Source organism: Laspinema sp. D2d (assembly GCF_025370755.1).
Taxonomy (GTDB): Bacteria; Cyanobacteriota; Cyanobacteriia; order Cyanobacteriales; family Laspinemataceae; genus Laspinema.
The window spans coordinates 47996-63511 of sequence record NZ_JAMXFC010000029.1; the positions used below are offsets into that span (position 1 = coordinate 47996).

At 46.0% G+C, this 15516-nt stretch carries 15 protein-coding genes; 8 read left to right on the forward strand and 7 right to left on the reverse strand.

All coding sequences use genetic code 11. The annotated features are described in order from the left end of the window. Positions 1–171: 171 nt before the first annotated feature. Positions 172–2478 carry a nitric-oxide reductase large subunit gene (locus tag NG796_RS18485; protein WP_261208357.1) on the forward strand — a complete coding sequence of 769 codons (2307 nt, stop codon included), beginning with the start codon at positions 172–174 and terminating at the stop codon, positions 2476–2478. Between the two features lie 130 nt (positions 2479–2608). On the opposite strand, the gene hisS is transcribed toward NG796_RS18485, so the two are convergent. From hisS to NG796_RS18500, 3 genes are all read right to left on the reverse strand, one after another. After that, the gene (gene hisS, locus NG796_RS18490; RefSeq protein ID WP_261208358.1) at positions 2609–3895 is read right to left on the reverse strand and encodes a histidine--tRNA ligase; all 1287 of its coding nucleotides are present in this window, start codon (positions 3893–3895) and stop codon (positions 2609–2611) included. Between the two features lie 73 nt (positions 3896–3968). Next, positions 3969–4247: an acyltransferase gene (locus NG796_RS18495; RefSeq protein ID WP_261208359.1), complete on the reverse strand. Its 279-nt coding sequence runs from the start codon at positions 4245–4247 to the stop codon at positions 3969–3971. Positions 4248–4260: 13 nt separating this feature from the next. Next, positions 4261–4590: a helix-turn-helix domain-containing protein gene (locus NG796_RS18500; protein WP_261208360.1), complete on the reverse strand. Its 330-nt coding sequence runs from the start codon at positions 4588–4590 to the stop codon at positions 4261–4263. 311 nt (positions 4591–4901) lie between these two features. On the opposite strand from NG796_RS18500, the gene NG796_RS18505 reads away from it, so the two are divergent. The 5 genes from NG796_RS18505 (at position 4902) to NG796_RS18525 (ending at position 7815) form a co-directional block, all read left to right on the forward strand. Further along, positions 4902–5369, forward strand: coding sequence for a DUF4168 domain-containing protein (locus NG796_RS18505; protein ID WP_261208361.1), 468 nt, complete (start codon positions 4902–4904; stop codon positions 5367–5369). Between the two features lie 143 nt (positions 5370–5512). Continuing rightward, entirely contained in the window at positions 5513–6484 is a 972-nt protein-coding gene (locus NG796_RS18510) for a carbohydrate kinase family protein (protein ID WP_261208362.1), read from the forward strand. 97 nt (positions 6485–6581) lie between these two features. Then, positions 6582–7064, forward strand: coding sequence for a CYTH domain-containing protein (locus NG796_RS18515; protein ID WP_261208363.1), 483 nt, complete (start codon positions 6582–6584; stop codon positions 7062–7064). 162 nt (positions 7065–7226) lie between these two features. Further along, the gene (locus NG796_RS18520) at positions 7227–7706 is read left to right on the forward strand and encodes a pentapeptide repeat-containing protein (protein WP_261208364.1); all 480 of its coding nucleotides are present in this window, start codon (positions 7227–7229) and stop codon (positions 7704–7706) included. Continuing rightward, complete coding sequence (locus NG796_RS18525) at positions 7693–7815, forward strand: hypothetical protein (RefSeq protein ID WP_261208365.1); 123 nt, start codon at positions 7693–7695, stop codon at positions 7813–7815. Before NG796_RS18520 ends, NG796_RS18525 begins: the two co-directional genes overlap by 14 nt. Before the next feature lie 5 nt (positions 7816–7820). Here NG796_RS18525 and NG796_RS18530 read toward each other — a convergent pair whose 3' ends face one another. After that, positions 7821–8705, reverse strand: a complete 885-nt coding sequence (locus tag NG796_RS18530; protein WP_261208366.1) for a DUF5895 domain-containing protein — start codon at positions 8703–8705, stop codon at positions 7821–7823. Between the two features lie 103 nt (positions 8706–8808). Between NG796_RS18530 and NG796_RS18535 the strand changes: the two genes are divergently transcribed. Continuing rightward, entirely contained in the window at positions 8809–9852 is a 1044-nt protein-coding gene (locus NG796_RS18535) for a WD40 repeat domain-containing protein (protein WP_261208367.1), read from the forward strand. A gap of 19 nt (positions 9853–9871) precedes the next feature. Here the strand turns inward: NG796_RS18535 and NG796_RS18540 are convergent, their stop codons facing one another. Together NG796_RS18540 and NG796_RS18545 are read right to left on the reverse strand one after the other, a co-directional pair. Beyond that, positions 9872–10720: a hypothetical protein gene (locus tag NG796_RS18540; protein WP_261208368.1), complete on the reverse strand. Its 849-nt coding sequence runs from the start codon at positions 10718–10720 to the stop codon at positions 9872–9874. A gap of 226 nt (positions 10721–10946) precedes the next feature. Further along, on the reverse strand, positions 10947–11516 hold the full coding sequence (locus NG796_RS18545; protein ID WP_261208369.1) for a plasmid pRiA4b ORF-3 family protein: 570 nt from the start codon (positions 11514–11516) through the stop codon (positions 10947–10949). Between the two features lie 321 nt (positions 11517–11837). On the opposite strand from NG796_RS18545, the gene pdxA reads away from it, so the two are divergent. Continuing rightward, on the forward strand, positions 11838–12884 hold the full coding sequence (pdxA, locus tag NG796_RS18550; RefSeq protein WP_261208370.1) for a 4-hydroxythreonine-4-phosphate dehydrogenase PdxA: 1047 nt from the start codon (positions 11838–11840) through the stop codon (positions 12882–12884). Positions 12885–13035: 151 nt separating this feature from the next. Here pdxA and NG796_RS18555 read toward each other — a convergent pair whose 3' ends face one another. Continuing rightward, the gene (locus NG796_RS18555; protein ID WP_317619327.1) at positions 13036–15291 is read right to left on the reverse strand and encodes a DUF3160 domain-containing protein; all 2256 of its coding nucleotides are present in this window, start codon (positions 15289–15291) and stop codon (positions 13036–13038) included. Positions 15292–15516 lie beyond the last annotated feature (225 nt).

Below are 15516 nucleotides of genomic sequence, written 5' to 3' on the forward strand. Positions count from 1 at the left end.
TAACAGTTTTATCCCACTTGTCAACACCAAATGGGTATAAATAATCAATTTTCAGCCTGCAAATAGCTCAATCAAAATATAAAGTTTTATAAACTCGTCAATTTTCCGTTAAATTCGCTACTATCGAGCTAGTTGAAAATAATCCATCGATAAATTGGGGAAAATATTGCAATGGCAGATTCAACCCTATTAGATGCCAAAGGTGCAATCAGTCCCGGTAAGCGACAACTCACCTTACCCGCCTGGTTAGCCCTGATTTGTATCATTGCCTTTAGTGTATTACTGTGGGCGGGTGCAGTCATTTCCAAAAATGCCCCACCCGTTCCCGACATCGTGCGATCGCCGAATCAAGAAATCCTCGTCACCCAAGCTAACATCCAATCGGGACAGGAAATCTACCTCTCTCGTGGAGGGCAGGATATTGGCAGTATTTGGGGACATGGCAGCTACCTCGCCCCGGACTGGACCGCCGATGTCTTACATCGTTGGGGATTAGCCACCGCTGGCATATTATACAACAACAATCCCAGCTTTTCTCAAAAGGATTTAGAAGCATTACCCGCCCCCGATCGCGCCAGTCTGCAAGCGCGAGTCAGTGAACAATTTAAAACCAATCGGTATAGTCCCGAAACCCAAGAATTGCTCTTAACTGAGGCTCAAAGTAAAGGACTCCAAGAGGTGTTTAAAGACTATCATGAACTCTTAGCCAAAGGGTCAGCCATTCACTCCATTCCCTCCGGTTGGTTCAAAGATGATAGTCAAATTCACGATGTCACTGCCTTCTTTGCCTGGACCTCTTGGGCAGCATCTGCCAATCGGCCTAATGCACCTTTTTCCTATACCGCAAATTGGCCTCATGATGATTTAATAGGGAACCAACCCCCGGCCCAATTTCTCATCTGGTCCATCGTTTCTGTCATCGTTTTAATTGCGGGAATTGGAATTTTTCTTTTCATCTATTTAAAAGAAGAAGAGGACGAAGTATTACCCGTTCCCGCCCGTCCGGCTGTGCGAATTCCCACCCCCAGCCAGAAGGTCACCTCGTTATTTTTTGGCGTGGCAATGGCGCTCTTTCTCGTGCAAATTCTCATGGGAATGTTTACCGCCCATTATGCCGTAGAAGGAGAAGGATTTTATGGGATTCCCCTCAACCAGTACCTCCCTTATGCCGCAACTCGAACTTGGCATTTACAACTCGCCATTTTCTGGATTGCAACCTGTTGGTTAGCCGCCGGACTCTATTTTGCTCCCCGATTTAGTGGCTATGAACCGAAAGGACAAGCCCTTGGGAATAGCGTCTTATTAGGAGCATTAACCGTCGTCGTTGTCGGTTCCCTGATTGGATCTTGGTCAGCCGTGCAAGGGCTATTTAGCGTTAAAAATAGCTTCTTGTGGGGACATCAAGGCTATGAATATATCGAACTAGGACGAGTCTGGCAAATCCTGCTCATTGTCGCAATGATATTCTGGCTGTGGTTACTGTATCGCGGATTTAAACCCGCCTTACAAAAGGAAAAAAGCCCAACTGGATTGAGTCACTTTTTCCTGTATAGTGCCATCACCATTCCCCTGTTTTATTCCGTGGGATTGATGTACACCAATCACACACCCTTGAGTATTGCCGAGTATTGGCGCTGGTGGGTCATTCATCTCTGGGTTGAAGGATTTTTCGAGGTATTTGCCACCGTTGTGATTGCCTATTTATGTAGTGAATTAGGCTTTTTACGGCGGTCATCCGCCCTGCGTGCAACCTATTTGACCACCCTGTTATATTTAGGCAGCGGTGTGATAGGAACATTGCATCACCTTTACTTTTCCGGAACTCCTTCCTTTATTGCGGCGATCGGATCCGTTTTTTCTGCCTTAGAAGTCGTCCCGCTAACCCTAATTGGCTTTGAAATTTTAAAAACCTTAAAATTGTCCAAAGAAGCCGAAGGATTTTATCGCTGGCCCTTGCGATTTTTCATCGCAACTTGTATTTGGAATTTAATCGGTGCAGGCGTGTTTGGATTCTTGATTAATCCGCCGATTGTGTTGTATTATTCTCAAGGAATCAACACCACCCCAATTCATGCTCACGCCGCCTTATTTGGGGTCTATGGCTGCTTGGCGATCGCCCTCATGCTCTTTGCCTTACGCGAATTTGTTCCTGATGATGCTTGGGACGATCGCTGGGTGAAATTCGCATTTTGGGCCATTAATGGCGGATTAGTCATGATGCTAATCTTTGGCTTAATTCCCAACGGATTTTATCAACTCGCCCAATCCGTAGAATACGGCACCTGGTACGCCCGAAGTGCCGAAGTCATCGGTTCCCCCTGGATGCGGTGGACTGTCTGGTTAAGAATACCCGGGGATATCGTGTTCGCCTTGGGAACCGTATCGATGTTTATCTTTACCATGAAGGCAATTTTTGCCATCTTCCAGTTCCCAGTTAAAACCTATCCCGCTAAAGAATTTCAACCCATTGAGAAATAATTTTTAGAGGGAGAACAACAGATTACACAGATTAACACAGATAAAATCTCTGTTAAAATCTGTGTAATCTGTTGTTTTTAGAAGATACAAGAGAACGACTGAAGTCGTTACTACAAACTTAGGGCAATTATTAGGGATTGGAGGTTTGTAATTGTTGGCGCAATTGGTCGGGGTTGGCTAAGAGGTCCGCTTGGGTTATGGCTGTTTGTTCTCCGGTTGCTAACCATTTGAGTTGGACGGTTTGATTCTGGGCTTCTTCATCTCCTAAAATCAAACAAGCAGCGGCACCAGACCGATCGCCTCGTTTGAACTGTTTGCCAAAGGCACTGCCGCTTAAATCAACTTCGGCGCTAAATCCGGCATGACGCAATTTTTGGGCTAAGACTAAGGCATTCTCTTCCGCCTGTTCCCCTCGGGAAACCACATAAAAATCTAAGGGACTCTGGGGAAGGGTATCTAGTTGTTGCAGCAGGATAATTAACCGTTCTAACCCGATCGCCCAACCCACAGCCGGGGTATCCGGTCCCCCCAATTGGCTGACCAAATTATCATACCGTCCACCACCACAGACCGTTGCTTGGGCACCTAAATCATCAGAAATGATTTCAAAAGCAGTGTGACTATAATAATCTAATCCCCGCACCAACCGATGATTCAATTGATAGGGAATTCCTAACTGGGTTAACAGATTTTGGACCCGCTCAAAGTGCCGTTTTGAGTCGTCACAGAGATAGTCTCCCAGCTTCGGCGCATCTTGGACAATTTCTCCGGTGCGTTTGTCTTTACTGTCTAAAATTCGCAGGGGATTGCGGGTGAGTCGGTCCTGGGAATCGGGGTCTAATTCCCCTTGGTAGGGGGTGAGATAAGCAATTAAAGCCTCTCGATAGCGTTGTCTATCTTCGCTATTGCCGACGGAATTGAGGTCCAAGTGCAGGTTTTTTAATCCCAAGGTTTGCAGGATATCCGTGGCGATCGCGATCGCCTCCACATCTGCACGAGGATCCGCAGTACCCAGAACCTCCACCCCGACTTGATGAAATTGGCGCTGTCGTCCCGCCTGGGGTCGTTCATAGCGGAACATTGGTCCGGTGTACCACAACCGCTGTACTCCGCCAGCCGCGTGCAGTTTCTGCTCAATATAGGCGCGGACCACTCCGGCAGTGCCTTCGGGACGCAGGGTCATGGAGTAGGGTTTTTTTCCCCGACTCTGGAAGCTGTACATTTCCTTGCCAACCACATCCGTCGCTTCTCCAATTCCCCGTTCAAAGAGGGACGTCAGTTCAAAAACTGGCGTCCGAATTTCTCGATAGCTGGCTTTGCCGAGGATTTCTCGGACAACGGCTTCTACTTTTTGCCAATAGCCTACCTCTGCTGGCAGGATGTCTCGGGTTCCTCGTAATGCTTGAATTGCGCCCATTGCTTCGTTTTCGATTGCTGCTATTTCCCAGATAAAATCAGCCCGTGTGGGTGATTTTATGACCCAAAATATCCTAGGATTTCCGACGATGGCGATCGCGGTAATATCCTAGGATTTGTTCCACCCGTTGAGGTGCGATCGGTTCCGCATCCGGCCCATACTGGATGGATACTCCAGCGATTTGGCTATCCAGATAATTAAACACGGCGGCAGTTTGGGGAATCAGTTCAACCTCTACCCCTTGAACCTGTCGCAGATGCGCTGCCAATTCTCGATACACCGTTAATGGCAGTCCTGGGATTTCATATTGCACCGAATTGTTTTCGGTTCCCTGAGTTTTTAACTCTTCCATGTTTAATGATGGTTTACCCTAGGTCCTCAATCTCTGGAGTGTCTTCAATATAGTCATGAACAGGTTCAGGTTCGGGCTCTTCATCCGTGAATTGCGGCAAGGTACAGCAATTAACATCATCGATGCAAACCTTACCCGACTGTAAGGCCCATCTGACTAATGCCACGCGGTTCGCGGTTTTGGTTTTGTTCAGAATATTGCTGATATGGTTATCTACCGTCCTCTTGCTAATTTCTAGCGATTCTGCTATATCCTGATTGGTTAAACCAGATGCTACCAGTTCAATGACCTGTAGCTCTCGCTCCGAAAGGGTTACATGGGTCTGAGAGTCCCCGCCAGTCATAAGCATTTCCTATCTCTGTATATCTACCTATATTGTACTGATTCTATCGGAAATCTGTCTCAAATCTCATGGATTTTACGCCTAATTTGTCTTTTAGTCATCCGTGAGGGGGAGATGGGGATGGGGGAGATAGGGGGGATGGGGGAGATGGGGGGGATGGGGGGGATGGGGGAGATGGTGAGGAAACGACTGAAGTTGTTACTACAAACTTTATCTTCCCTATCCTCCCCATCCTCCCCATCCCTAAAGTTAGACCCGGGAATTCTCCATCCATGAATCACCCTAAAATTTGTCCTAAAATCAACTGAGCTATGACTCCCAAAGTTAAAAATTTTATCCGGCATTACTTCGATGCCTTCAGGTCCAAAAAATTGCGGCAATTGATAGCTATTTTAGGCATAGTGACCGCCGTATGTTTCTGGGGAATTGGAGATGCGATCGCCTCGGAGGGTCTGGACGTCTCTTCCCCCACATTAGAAGCGGCTCCCAATCGCCCAACCCTTGATACCAATACCATTCCTTCGGCGAAGGTCTCTCAGTTTGTCGGGGCTTATTTACAAGTGTTACGTCACATTGAAGGCCGACAACAAGAATTACTCTTGGCACCGACCTCCCTAGAATCACAACGGATCGAACGGGAAATTGAAAGCGCTTCAATTGCAGCGATCGAGCAAGCCGGATTGACCAAACAGGAGTATTTACAAATGCTCTCCCTGGCTAATATCGATCCAGAATTTGGCGAGCGCATTGCTGCGGCAATTCAAGAGGAAAAAAAGTAAAAATTATTCCCAAATCGATCCAATTAATCTCCCTTCTCTCCCTTTAATTTTAAGGTAAGGTCATCAATCCCTGACTTGAGAGAGATGCTCGATTTCTTGTAGGCTGTAAATTGAACAGTATGTTGCAATCTAGGAGTAATGTGATGGCTCATCCACAAGTTTTGTGTTTAGGGGAAATTCTATTTGATTGTTTGGCCGATCGCCCGGGTCAAGCATACCACGAGGTTGAATCTTGGACTCCTTACCCCGGCGGTGCACCGGCAAATGTGGCCTCTGCCTTGGTGAAATTGGGGACTCCAGCCGGATTTATTGGCTGTGTGGGACAAGATGACGCCGGGGACGAACTGGTAAATCTCCTCAAGCATCTGGGGGTGGATTGTACCGGGGTGCAGCGTCATGATACGGCCCCCACCCGCAAGGTGTATGTCGTCCGTTCTGAGGATGGCGATCGCAGTTTTGCTGGGTTTGGGGAAATTGACACTACGGAATTTGCAGATACTCGCCTTCAAGCAGATCAATTACCCCATGAATTGTTTTTTCAGGCCGATTTTTTAGTCGTAGGTAGTTTAGAATTGGCCTTTCTTGATTCCAGGAAAGCTGTTTTTCGTGCTTTAGATATGGCAGAACAATATGATGTAAAAATTGCGATTGATATCAATCGTCGGGATATGTTTTGGCCCGACCCCAGTGAATCTAAAGAAGTAATTGAATCCTTAATTAAACGGGTTGATTTCTTAAAAATTTCCGATGATGAAGCCCAATGGTTGTTTGATACCATTGATGCGGGTGCAATTAAGTATCGTCTCGGCAATGTAGAAGGGGTATTAGTCACCGCTGGAGCCAATAATACGACTTATTGTCTGGGGGAAAATGAAGGGGTAATCCCCAGTTTTTCGGTGGATGTGGTGGATACAACCGGGGCGGGAGATGCTTTTGTGGCCGGGTTTATTCATCAGGTTTGTATGCATGGGGTCAAATATTTAGAAGATCCAACCCGCGCCAAAGATGTGGTCCGATATGCAATGGCAGTAGGAGCTCTGACGACGACCCGACCCGGTGCGATCGCCGCTCAACCTCTGCCCACAGAAGTAACGGCTTTTCTGGCAACACATTAAGTCAAATTTGGCAGCCTCCACGCTGTTTCTTTGCGGACAAAGCCCGCATCTGCGGGCTAATTTAAAAGGGGTTACTTAAAGGGGGTTTTCTTTAAAAATGTCTATAGAAATTGAACGGAAATTTTTAGTCAAAAATCAAGCATGGCGATCGCTGGCTGTGGGGAGTCCCTATCGACAGGGTTATATTGCTAACAGTCAGGGTCGCACGGTGCGGGTGCGCCAGGTCGGGAATCAAGCCTATCTTACCATTAAAGGTCCTTCCCAGGGTAATTCTCGCCCTGAATTTGAGTATCCCATTCCCCTAGAAGATGCTCAATTTATGTTAGAAAATCTCTGTACTCCTCCTTTAATTGAAAAACACCGCTATAAAATCAAGTGGGGAGAATTAGTCTGGGAAGTAGACGAATTTTTTGGGGAAAATCAAGGATTAATTGTTGCGGAAGTTGAACTGACTGATGAACATCAAGTGATAGAATTTCCCGACTGGATTGGTCAAGAAGTCTCGGATGACCCGCGCTACTTTAATGTTAATTTATCTACTTATCCCTATTCTCAGTGGTCCGAAGGGAACTCGGTGTGAAGGGAAGAGGACAGGAGGGCGATCGCCAGGAGGCAAGGGAACCCACCGATCCATCAGTCTCGTTCGGGCGATCGGCCTAAACTGTATTAAAAACAGCTTTAAAATGAGACACTTCCTTGTACACTAAAGAGTTAATTCAGAGGGCTTTCCCAGGGACATAACATGGACGTTAAAGAACTCATTGATCGCTATGCCGCAGGAGACCGAACGTTTTCTGAAATTGACCTCAGCAAAGCTGACTTACAACAAGTTGACCTGAGTCAGTGTAACTTGAATGGTGCTAACTTAAGTGGATGCGATCTGCGGGGTGCAAATCTCCGGCAAACCTCGTTAGCTGAAGCGAATTTGAGTTGGGCCAATTTAGAAGGTGCGCATCTGTTGGAAGCTTCTCTCAATGGGGCGAATTTAGAAGGGGCGAATTTGAAACAAGCTCTCTTGGATGGTGCTAATCTTTATGGGGCTAATTTTACTCGTGCTGACTTACGAGGTGCCGATTTAAAAATGGCTGATTTAACCGAAGCAGACCTCAGTTTTGCCAACTTGGATGGGGCGAAGTTATGGGGTGCATATTTAACCGGAACTAAGGTTAAATATGCGATCGGTCTGCAAGCGGCGAATCCCCCGATTGATGAGTCAAAATAGGGCGATCGCTTCTCCACTCCTCCCCCCTGGCGATCGCCGCAATTTCACCCTAAAGACGGGCAATTTTCACGGCTGTCCCGGGGATTTTCCGGGACCCAACCCTTCTTAATTAGCTTAATAAGGCGGTTCCGGATACTCAAACTCATCCTCATAGACATAAGCTTGATTATCTCCAGGACTCGTGGGGGTGGATAGGCCCCCTTTTGGCCCTTCTACTTTCACAATTTCCTGACCAAAGTCTTTATAGTCCTCAAAGGTTTCACAAACCAAATTAGACTCCTCTGAATTGGAGGGAATCATATAATCGGCTAAATTGCTGGCTGTAGGATGTTCATAATCAACCGTATCCGCCACCCATGCTGTATTGCTACCCGAGCCTTTTTCCACTGCCTCAAACATCGGGCAGAAAATCCCGTGAGCGTGAAACAGAGGGCCTTTGGGTGCAAAGGCTTGTCTACGAAAATCGGCGTAGGCTTGTTCCAATTCGGCAGTAAATCCAGCAAGCTGTCCCATTTTCGAGGAGCGATAAGCAATCCCAAATCCGGCTCCAACGGAACCACTTAAGGTCAAGCGTAAGGGTGTTTGATGGAGTAATTTTTGGTCTTGTCCCACCAAAAAAATCAGATAGCGGGTGAAGGTTTTATATTTGGGGCGATCGGCTTTAAATTCTTCAGAAAAATCTGAAAATCGTCCTAAAATATCCCCACTCATCCGGTCTTTAACACAAAGCGGACCCCGTCGAACAATCAACATTCTGGGTGTTGTCGTCATCAGCAGGGTTTCGATCGCTCCCGTACTAAATTCATGTTCCACCGGCTGCCAATTTTCATCCGGTGTAAACCCCGATGCTCTGGCTTGATCTAGCTTAATGCCTAACCCATAAGGTTTGAGTCCATCCAGATGCAAGCTGGGGTTAATCATCTGACACCAAGGCAACAATTTAGATGGGGGTGCCTTAAATTTTTCATCCTCGAAATCAAAAGTCGCAGAAGTCTTCATGGTTTTTATCATATTAATGGCTTCTCATTCAGTTTACCGGGTCTCGTCATCATCAAAAGGTAAGGGTCTATCTCCGAGTCAACTCGTTATAGTAGAATACGGGATGAGTGAATTGGGGTTCTTAATCCAGATCGCACGGATCTGTGGAGCAGTTCTAGCATTCATCGATTACACCCTTGAACTCGATACTCTGAAAAATTTAAGATTTTCGCGATCGCCAACGTTCATGATCAACCCCTCTCCTACCTGGACCTGTAGCCACACCCTCACTGCTCATTCTGCCGCCATTCTTGACCTGGCATTTAGTCCCGATGGACATACCCTCGCTAGTGCCTCTCTCGATACCACAATTGTCCTCTGGAATCCCCATACCGGCGAGGAAGGTCAAACCCTCCTCGGTCATACGGACTTTGTGAACGCGATCGCTTTCCGCAGTGATGGCAAAGTCCTCGTCAGTGGGTCCCTCGACCAAACCCTACGAATTTGGTCGCTTCGGACTGGGGAGGTCACCCGGGTCCTAGAAGGTCATCGCAAACCCATCGAATCCGTCGCCATTTCCCCCGATGGTGAAACCATAGCCAGTGGCAGTTGGGACCGCACAATTAAGCTCTGGGATGCGAACACGGGTCAAGCTTTGCAAACGCTGAGGGGTCATGAAAAACCCACGGTTACAGTGGCATTTAGTCCCGATGGCAGGGCTTTAGTCAGTGGCAGTTGGGACCGCACGATTAAACTCTGGAATGTGGCGATCGGAGAAAGTTATCGCACCATTCAGGCTCATTCTAATCCCATTGAATGTGTCAAATTCAGCCCCGATGGAGAACTATTAGCCAGCAGCAGTCTTGATTCAACCGTGAAACTTTGGCATACCCAAACTGGGGAATTAATCCATACTTTAACCGGGCATACCGATGGAATTCGCGCGTTGGCTTTTAGTCCCGATGGTCGCTATTTAGGCAGTGCCAGCAGCGACAAAACCATTAAGATTTGGGCCGTAGAAACCGGAGAAGAATTGACAACCCTGCGCGACCATTCCAGCTATGTTTTTGCGATCGCCTTCAGCCCCGATGGACGGACTTTAGCCACCGGCGGCGATGATAAAACGATTAAACTCTGGCGTATTCACCCCCCCTACCAGCGGGAGTAACCCTCCGTTCCTGGGGGAGTTATTCCCTCTCTTTATCCCGTTTTAACTGCTGTTCTCCTTCCGCCTCCAAATATTCATAATTCGGATATTCAGTAATCGGGGCCTGGGTTTGAGCCTCGATTCCCTCTTGGTTAAATAGGGTTTTCAATCCCCCCACCACCCCAGCTACTAATGCATTATAATTCCCCACGGATTGACTGAGATTTGTGGAGTTGCGGCTATCCCAATATCCCCCCTCATCATTCACAAATTCTAAAATTCCCAGTTCTTGGGCAATATCTAACATTTCAATGACCAATCCGTGACATTTAAGAAAATTTTTCATGCCTCCATATTCCGGATTGCTGGCATACTGGGTTTTGCAGAAATTCGACCAAGACCAAGGCGGTAAATTCGTGGGAATCGTGCGAATCTCGATTTTGGTTTCATCTATTTTTCCTGTTCTTTTTTCTTCAATACTTCTTTTAAAATCCTCCCAACCCCAGGGTTTTATCTCTTTCAGGTCTACACCGGGTTCAGGTTTTCGGAGTTTGACTTCTGTGGTTTCTGGAAACAGGGCAAGTCCAAAATTAGCACATTCGCATCCTTGTCCCGGCCACACCGTAAAGGCAATCAACTGCACAGCATCTACAAAAAAGTAGGCATTTTCGTATTCTATCCCCCGGGCTGCCTCTAATTTTAAAAACCGATGGAGGTCCTCCGGTTTATTCCGCTGATATCGGCATTCGTCCCCGATTAATTCTACCACTTCACTCACTTTATCAAAGGGTAAATTAACAGCGGCTTCGTGCAAAGCATGGATTTTTTCCCGGGCGAGTTCAATGGAGTTTGTGCCTAAATTAAAATCATAACTGATCGTTAGCCCCATAACGTTAAGTCCTGATTGATAAAAAGTTCAAGGGTCCTCAATCTGATTTGTCAATTGTAGGCGATCGCCCTCTATTTTGCCCAATCCCAGACCAGTCTCTCCCTTGCCTTTCCGCTGAGGTCATCTTACCCCTTCTCCCACAGCGCAATTGTCAGGGTATGTTAAATTTACCCTGACAAGACGGCGAGAGAGATTGTCAAATCTATTTCCCCAACCTTAAGGGGATTTATCGAATCGCTTTAAGCTGTCGATTCACTTCCTCGATATCAAATACCTCGGGGTCAAAATCTTCCTTCACCCATTCCCGGGTTTCTGCATAGTCTGGATCTTCAGGATTTTTGAGGATTTCTAACACCTCAGCATATCCGCGAATGCCGCCACATTCTTCAGGAGGACAAGCGCGATCGCCTGCCACACATCGGGGATAATGCACCCCCGGAGTCGGTTCTATAATTTTTTCAACGGTAATGTGATGCAACCAACTATCATCTAAATTATATTCATAGATAAAGCTGGCATTTTCTTGGGGTACTAATTCATCTAATCTTGCCCTCCGCTCAGTTTTCATTTCTAAGCCATATTCCGGGTGAGATTGACCGTAACAAGTTCCATCAATGGTGAACTGATGCAAATGGGTATTTCCCCATCCCATTACCACTTGCAAAATTCGCTGAAGTTTATACAGGGTAATGTGACTGCGTACCTGAATTTCGCGCCAAATCAGAGGTTCACTTTCTTTGAGGGTGACTTTTAACTGATAAATTGACTCATGCTCGTTGGGGTTTGTCTGGTTCATGGCGATCCAAGCGGGTTAACTTTTAGTGAGGCATCGTTTGCGTGCTGTTAACCGATAATCATAAAGAGCCGTCGCTCTAAAACGTTAAAATAGCAACAAACACTTGTCCTCTAATATATTATCATGATCATTCCATCAGACTTCATCCAAATTGTTAAGTTTTAAGAAATGAACCCACTGACCAAATGGATTGAGAAACATTTTTCCAAACTATCTCCCCATTAGCACCCCATCAGGGCCCGAAACCCAAAACCCACACCCTATAAGGTACGGGTTGTAACGACGATATACCTGTATCTGCGATCACCTCCTAAAACTCTTATGGAAACCCAACCCTCAACCCCCAACCATCCTCATCTCGCCGTCACCCTGGGAGACCCTGCCGGAATCGGTCCGGAAGTCATCCTCAAAGCCCTTGCAGACCCGGCGATCGCCCAAAATTGTCAAATCACCCTCGTCGGCAGTCGGAAACTGCTGCACGCGTGTTATCAACAGCTAAAACAACAGACAGCGATCGCCGATCCTGAACAGTTTCCGATCCTAGATATTGACCTCAACCAAGAGGCGATCGCCCTGGGGACCGGCAATGCCGCATCCGGTGGCGCGAGTTTTGCGTATATGCAAGAGGCGATCGCCCGAACCCTTGCCGGAGACTTCCAGGCGATCGTTACCGGACCCATCGCCAAAACCTGCTGGAAAGCTGCCGGACATCCCTATCCCGGACAAACCGAACTCCTCGCCGAAAGCGCCCAAATCAAACGCTTCGGAATGCTATTCGTCGCCAAATCCCCCCACAGCAATTGGACCCTGCGCACCCTCCTCGCCACCACCCACATACCCCTCCGCCAAGTCCCCGACGCCCTCACCCCCGACCTCCTCACCTGGAAACTAGACCTCTTAATCGAATGCTTGCGCCAAGATTTCGGCATCCAAACCCCCCGCATCGCCATCTCCGGACTCAACCCCCACAGCGGAGAAAATGGACAACTCGGAACCGAAGAAAAAGACTGGTTAATTCCCTGGATTAAACAACAACAAAACATCTATCCTCAAGCCACAATTGATGGACCAATCCCCCCCGATACCCTCTGGGTAAAACCGGGACAAGCCTGGTTTGGAACCGCTACAAACGCCCATGATGCCTATCTCGCCCTCTACCATGATCAAGGGTTAATTCCCGTCAAATTAATGGCCTTCGATAAAGCAGTAAACACCACCATCGGTTTACCCTTCATCCGCACCTCCCCCGACCACGGCACCGCCTTCGATATCGCCGGAAAAGGCATCGCCGATTGTGCGAGTATGAAATCTGCCTTGCAGTTAGCCGCTGAGTTAGGAAGTCAGAGAATGAGAGGGGTTAAAGGATAAACACTAGACAGCAAATGATGATACATTGTCACATTCCTTGAGGATCACCCTATTGCACCTTATTCACCCTAATAATCCGTTGGTGACAATGGAACTCGCAGGAATTTGGACTAACCAGCGATCGGATATCGTGAGATAGTCTTAAACCCCCTTAATCAAAATCGAAATATAACTTTTTAACAACCGGAAGTTCCGGTCGATAGCTGCTTGTCCAATCCGGACGAGGGGGTGCATTGCCGTTCCGGAGGCAATCTTTCCACTCTGAATCAGATAACCGAGCACTAAAAGGCTGCTCAAATTCATAGTGGCTTAAAACGGGACCCGCATAGACCATCTTATCTGGTCCATTCTCAACAGTAATCAGCATCAAATCCACATTTCCCACCGCCTGATAAAGAATCCTACCCGGATAGTTAAATTCAGGATTACGGTGAGCGGTATGGACATCACAAATGAGTGGATCAGCTTTGTCTGAATCTTGCCTGCTTTTATAAAAAAGACTGGGATACCACCCTGTACATTGAAGTAAATTTCCATAAACTTCTTCTGCTTCAATTACATCTTTAATAAATTTAATTTCTGCTTGATTAAATGGGATATTTTGCAGTTCTTTATTAGCCATCTCCTTTAATACTGCTAAGGTTTGCGCAAAGTTTTCCAAAAATTTAACTTGCTTTTGTTTGACCACAACCTTGCTGACTAAAGGGGTGGTTTCAATTACGGTAGCTGCCAATTTGACCATTTCCTCAAACTTCCCCCAAAACTCGGGTCTAGGTTCTATAAATCCCTCTGGATATTCACAAACTCCCGATAAACTGCCCGACTGTTTGACATACAAAATATTATCATGTCGGAGTTGAGTCCAGGAAGCTAATTGTGTATTAACCGTTTTCATTGCCCAAGCCCGAGTTCGCATTACTTCCGGGTATCGAGGGTCAGTGGTGTGTTCAGAAAGGGAACGCAGAGTGGCTAACCAAGCTGTGTAAATCGTTTTAGATTCAAGGTGAGGAGATAACAGATCAATCACTTCTTTAAGTGCTGCTAAATGGTGGTGATAAAGAAGACCATCGCGAAACTTTTGCCCTTGCTTATTGGTAAGTCGCGCCACAAGTTCGGGGATAATTTGACAATTTCCCAAAGTTGTAAAGGCAAAGTCTAAGGCACTAGGCATCAACCGGGGTACTTTTTTATCATGCCAGCAGATCCGGTCATAAACCACGTTTGAAAAGACCCAACTATCCAGGGTAAACCGTTGCCCTAGAAACGTAAACGCTCTAGGCAGTTTAAAGGATTGAGGCTCGTCCTTGGAAGCTTCATAAATATGGCTGCAAATCTCTTGATATCCCCAGGTCGTCTTCGCCAGTTCCTCCTGGATAATGTTTAATAGTGATGGATCATTGATATTGACAGGGACTTGGATTTTAACAGTTTCTAAAATTTGCTCAAGGTGACTAAAGCTCATGGAATCAGTTTCACCTAAAAAAGCTGTTAAAAACTGGTCAATTTCTTTCCATGTTTCCCAGTATCCAGATTGTTTTAACAGATTATAGAGTTCAAGAACAGCAGCTAGTGACTGGATAAACTTTTTGTCATCTAAGTTTCTGAAATCAAAAGTACCCAGCCAAATCATTGCACGAAAATATCGTTTTAGAATATTTGAATTTTCATAATGACCCCGAGGCTTAAACAGAGAAAAGTCAAGATCATATTCCTGCCCTAGAAATTCTATTGTGTCAACAGTTTCTGACAAAGCAATATTTTTTAAGGTTCTGTCAATCCGGTCTTCTTGCTCAAATAGACTTTTAATTTCTACCTTCTTAGAGAATAATGAACAAGCAACTTCCAGAAAATAGTCCAGCTCATGAGCAACCCTTAAACTGAAGGAATTTTTTGGATATTCATCACGTTTCAAGTGGAGTTGTTGTCTTAGTCCCTTGACCATCCTCCAACCATAAATAAAAAGGGAACCCTCTTCTAATTCTTCTAATATCCCATCATAGGAGCGATGCCACGCATGGAGAAGAGCATCCGCAGAGATGAACACAGGTAAATCATTTCGATAAACCCTGAAAAAAGCTTTAGCAAAACTCTCACTGCCTAATCGTTCGCTGACTACAAAGCCATTTTTTTTAAAGACCTCCCCTTCTTCTGGGGTTAACCGAAAATTATCAAAGCGTGGCGGGTAGGTATCAGGCTCACTCCTTTTTTCGGGCCTTTTATAGGGTTTCATATCGAAATCGGGTTTGATATCGAGGTTAAACTCATTCCAAAATTTAGCCTCGGTTACATCATAACTAATTCCCTGAATATACTCAGCGTGACAGCTATAATTCTCACAAAACTGCTGTATGGATAACTGGCCTATCCCTTTTAAAAACTGCTGGAACTTTTGAGAATATTGCCCCATTTTGTTTCTACCTCTACATCAATATTGTTAAATCCTCTGGCTCCGGGATTTAAAGTCTTTTAAACTTATGTTAGCAGAGGTTCATTGAAAAGATTGAGAGATTTTTGTTACAAAAATTTACAAATTTTCTAAAAGTAAGGGTGGTTTGACTAGACAAGGGGGATTGACTTTGTTAAAATTTATTTTATAATGGGAATATGTGGAAAAATATTATTGAAGTGACCA

Coding starts and splice junctions, on each gene's coding strand:
- NG796_RS18545 (WP_261208369.1), bottom strand. CDS start 11,516: ATGAACCAGACAAACCCCAACGAGCATGAGTCAATTTATCAGTTAAAA.
- NG796_RS18555 (WP_317619327.1), bottom strand. CDS start 15,291: ATGGGGCAATATTCTCAAAAGTTCCAGCAGTTTTTAAAAGGGATAGGC.
- NG796_RS18485 (WP_261208357.1), top strand. CDS start 172: ATGGCAGATTCAACCCTATTAGATGCCAAAGGTGCAATCAGTCCCGGT.
- hisS (WP_261208358.1), bottom strand. CDS start 3,895: ATGGGCGCAATTCAAGCATTACGAGGAACCCGAGACATCCTGCCAGCA.
- NG796_RS18500 (WP_261208360.1), bottom strand. CDS start 4,590: ATGACTGGCGGGGACTCTCAGACCCATGTAACCCTTTCGGAGCGAGAG.
- pdxA (WP_261208370.1), top strand. CDS start 11,838: ATGGAAACCCAACCCTCAACCCCCAACCATCCTCATCTCGCCGTCACC.
- NG796_RS18535 (WP_261208367.1), top strand. CDS start 8,809: ATGAGTGAATTGGGGTTCTTAATCCAGATCGCACGGATCTGTGGAGCA.
- NG796_RS18540 (WP_261208368.1), bottom strand. CDS start 10,720: ATGGGGCTAACGATCAGTTATGATTTTAATTTAGGCACAAACTCCATT.
- NG796_RS18530 (WP_261208366.1), bottom strand. CDS start 8,705: ATGAAGACTTCTGCGACTTTTGATTTCGAGGATGAAAAATTTAAGGCA.
- NG796_RS18505 (WP_261208361.1), top strand. CDS start 4,902: ATGACTCCCAAAGTTAAAAATTTTATCCGGCATTACTTCGATGCCTTC.
- NG796_RS18525 (WP_261208365.1), top strand. CDS start 7,693: ATGAGTCAAAATAGGGCGATCGCTTCTCCACTCCTCCCCCCTGGCGAT.
- NG796_RS18495 (WP_261208359.1), bottom strand. CDS start 4,247: ATGGAAGAGTTAAAAACTCAGGGAACCGAAAACAATTCGGTGCAATAT.
- NG796_RS18510 (WP_261208362.1), top strand. CDS start 5,513: ATGGCTCATCCACAAGTTTTGTGTTTAGGGGAAATTCTATTTGATTGT.
- NG796_RS18520 (WP_261208364.1), top strand. CDS start 7,227: ATGGACGTTAAAGAACTCATTGATCGCTATGCCGCAGGAGACCGAACG.
- NG796_RS18515 (WP_261208363.1), top strand. CDS start 6,582: ATGTCTATAGAAATTGAACGGAAATTTTTAGTCAAAAATCAAGCATGG.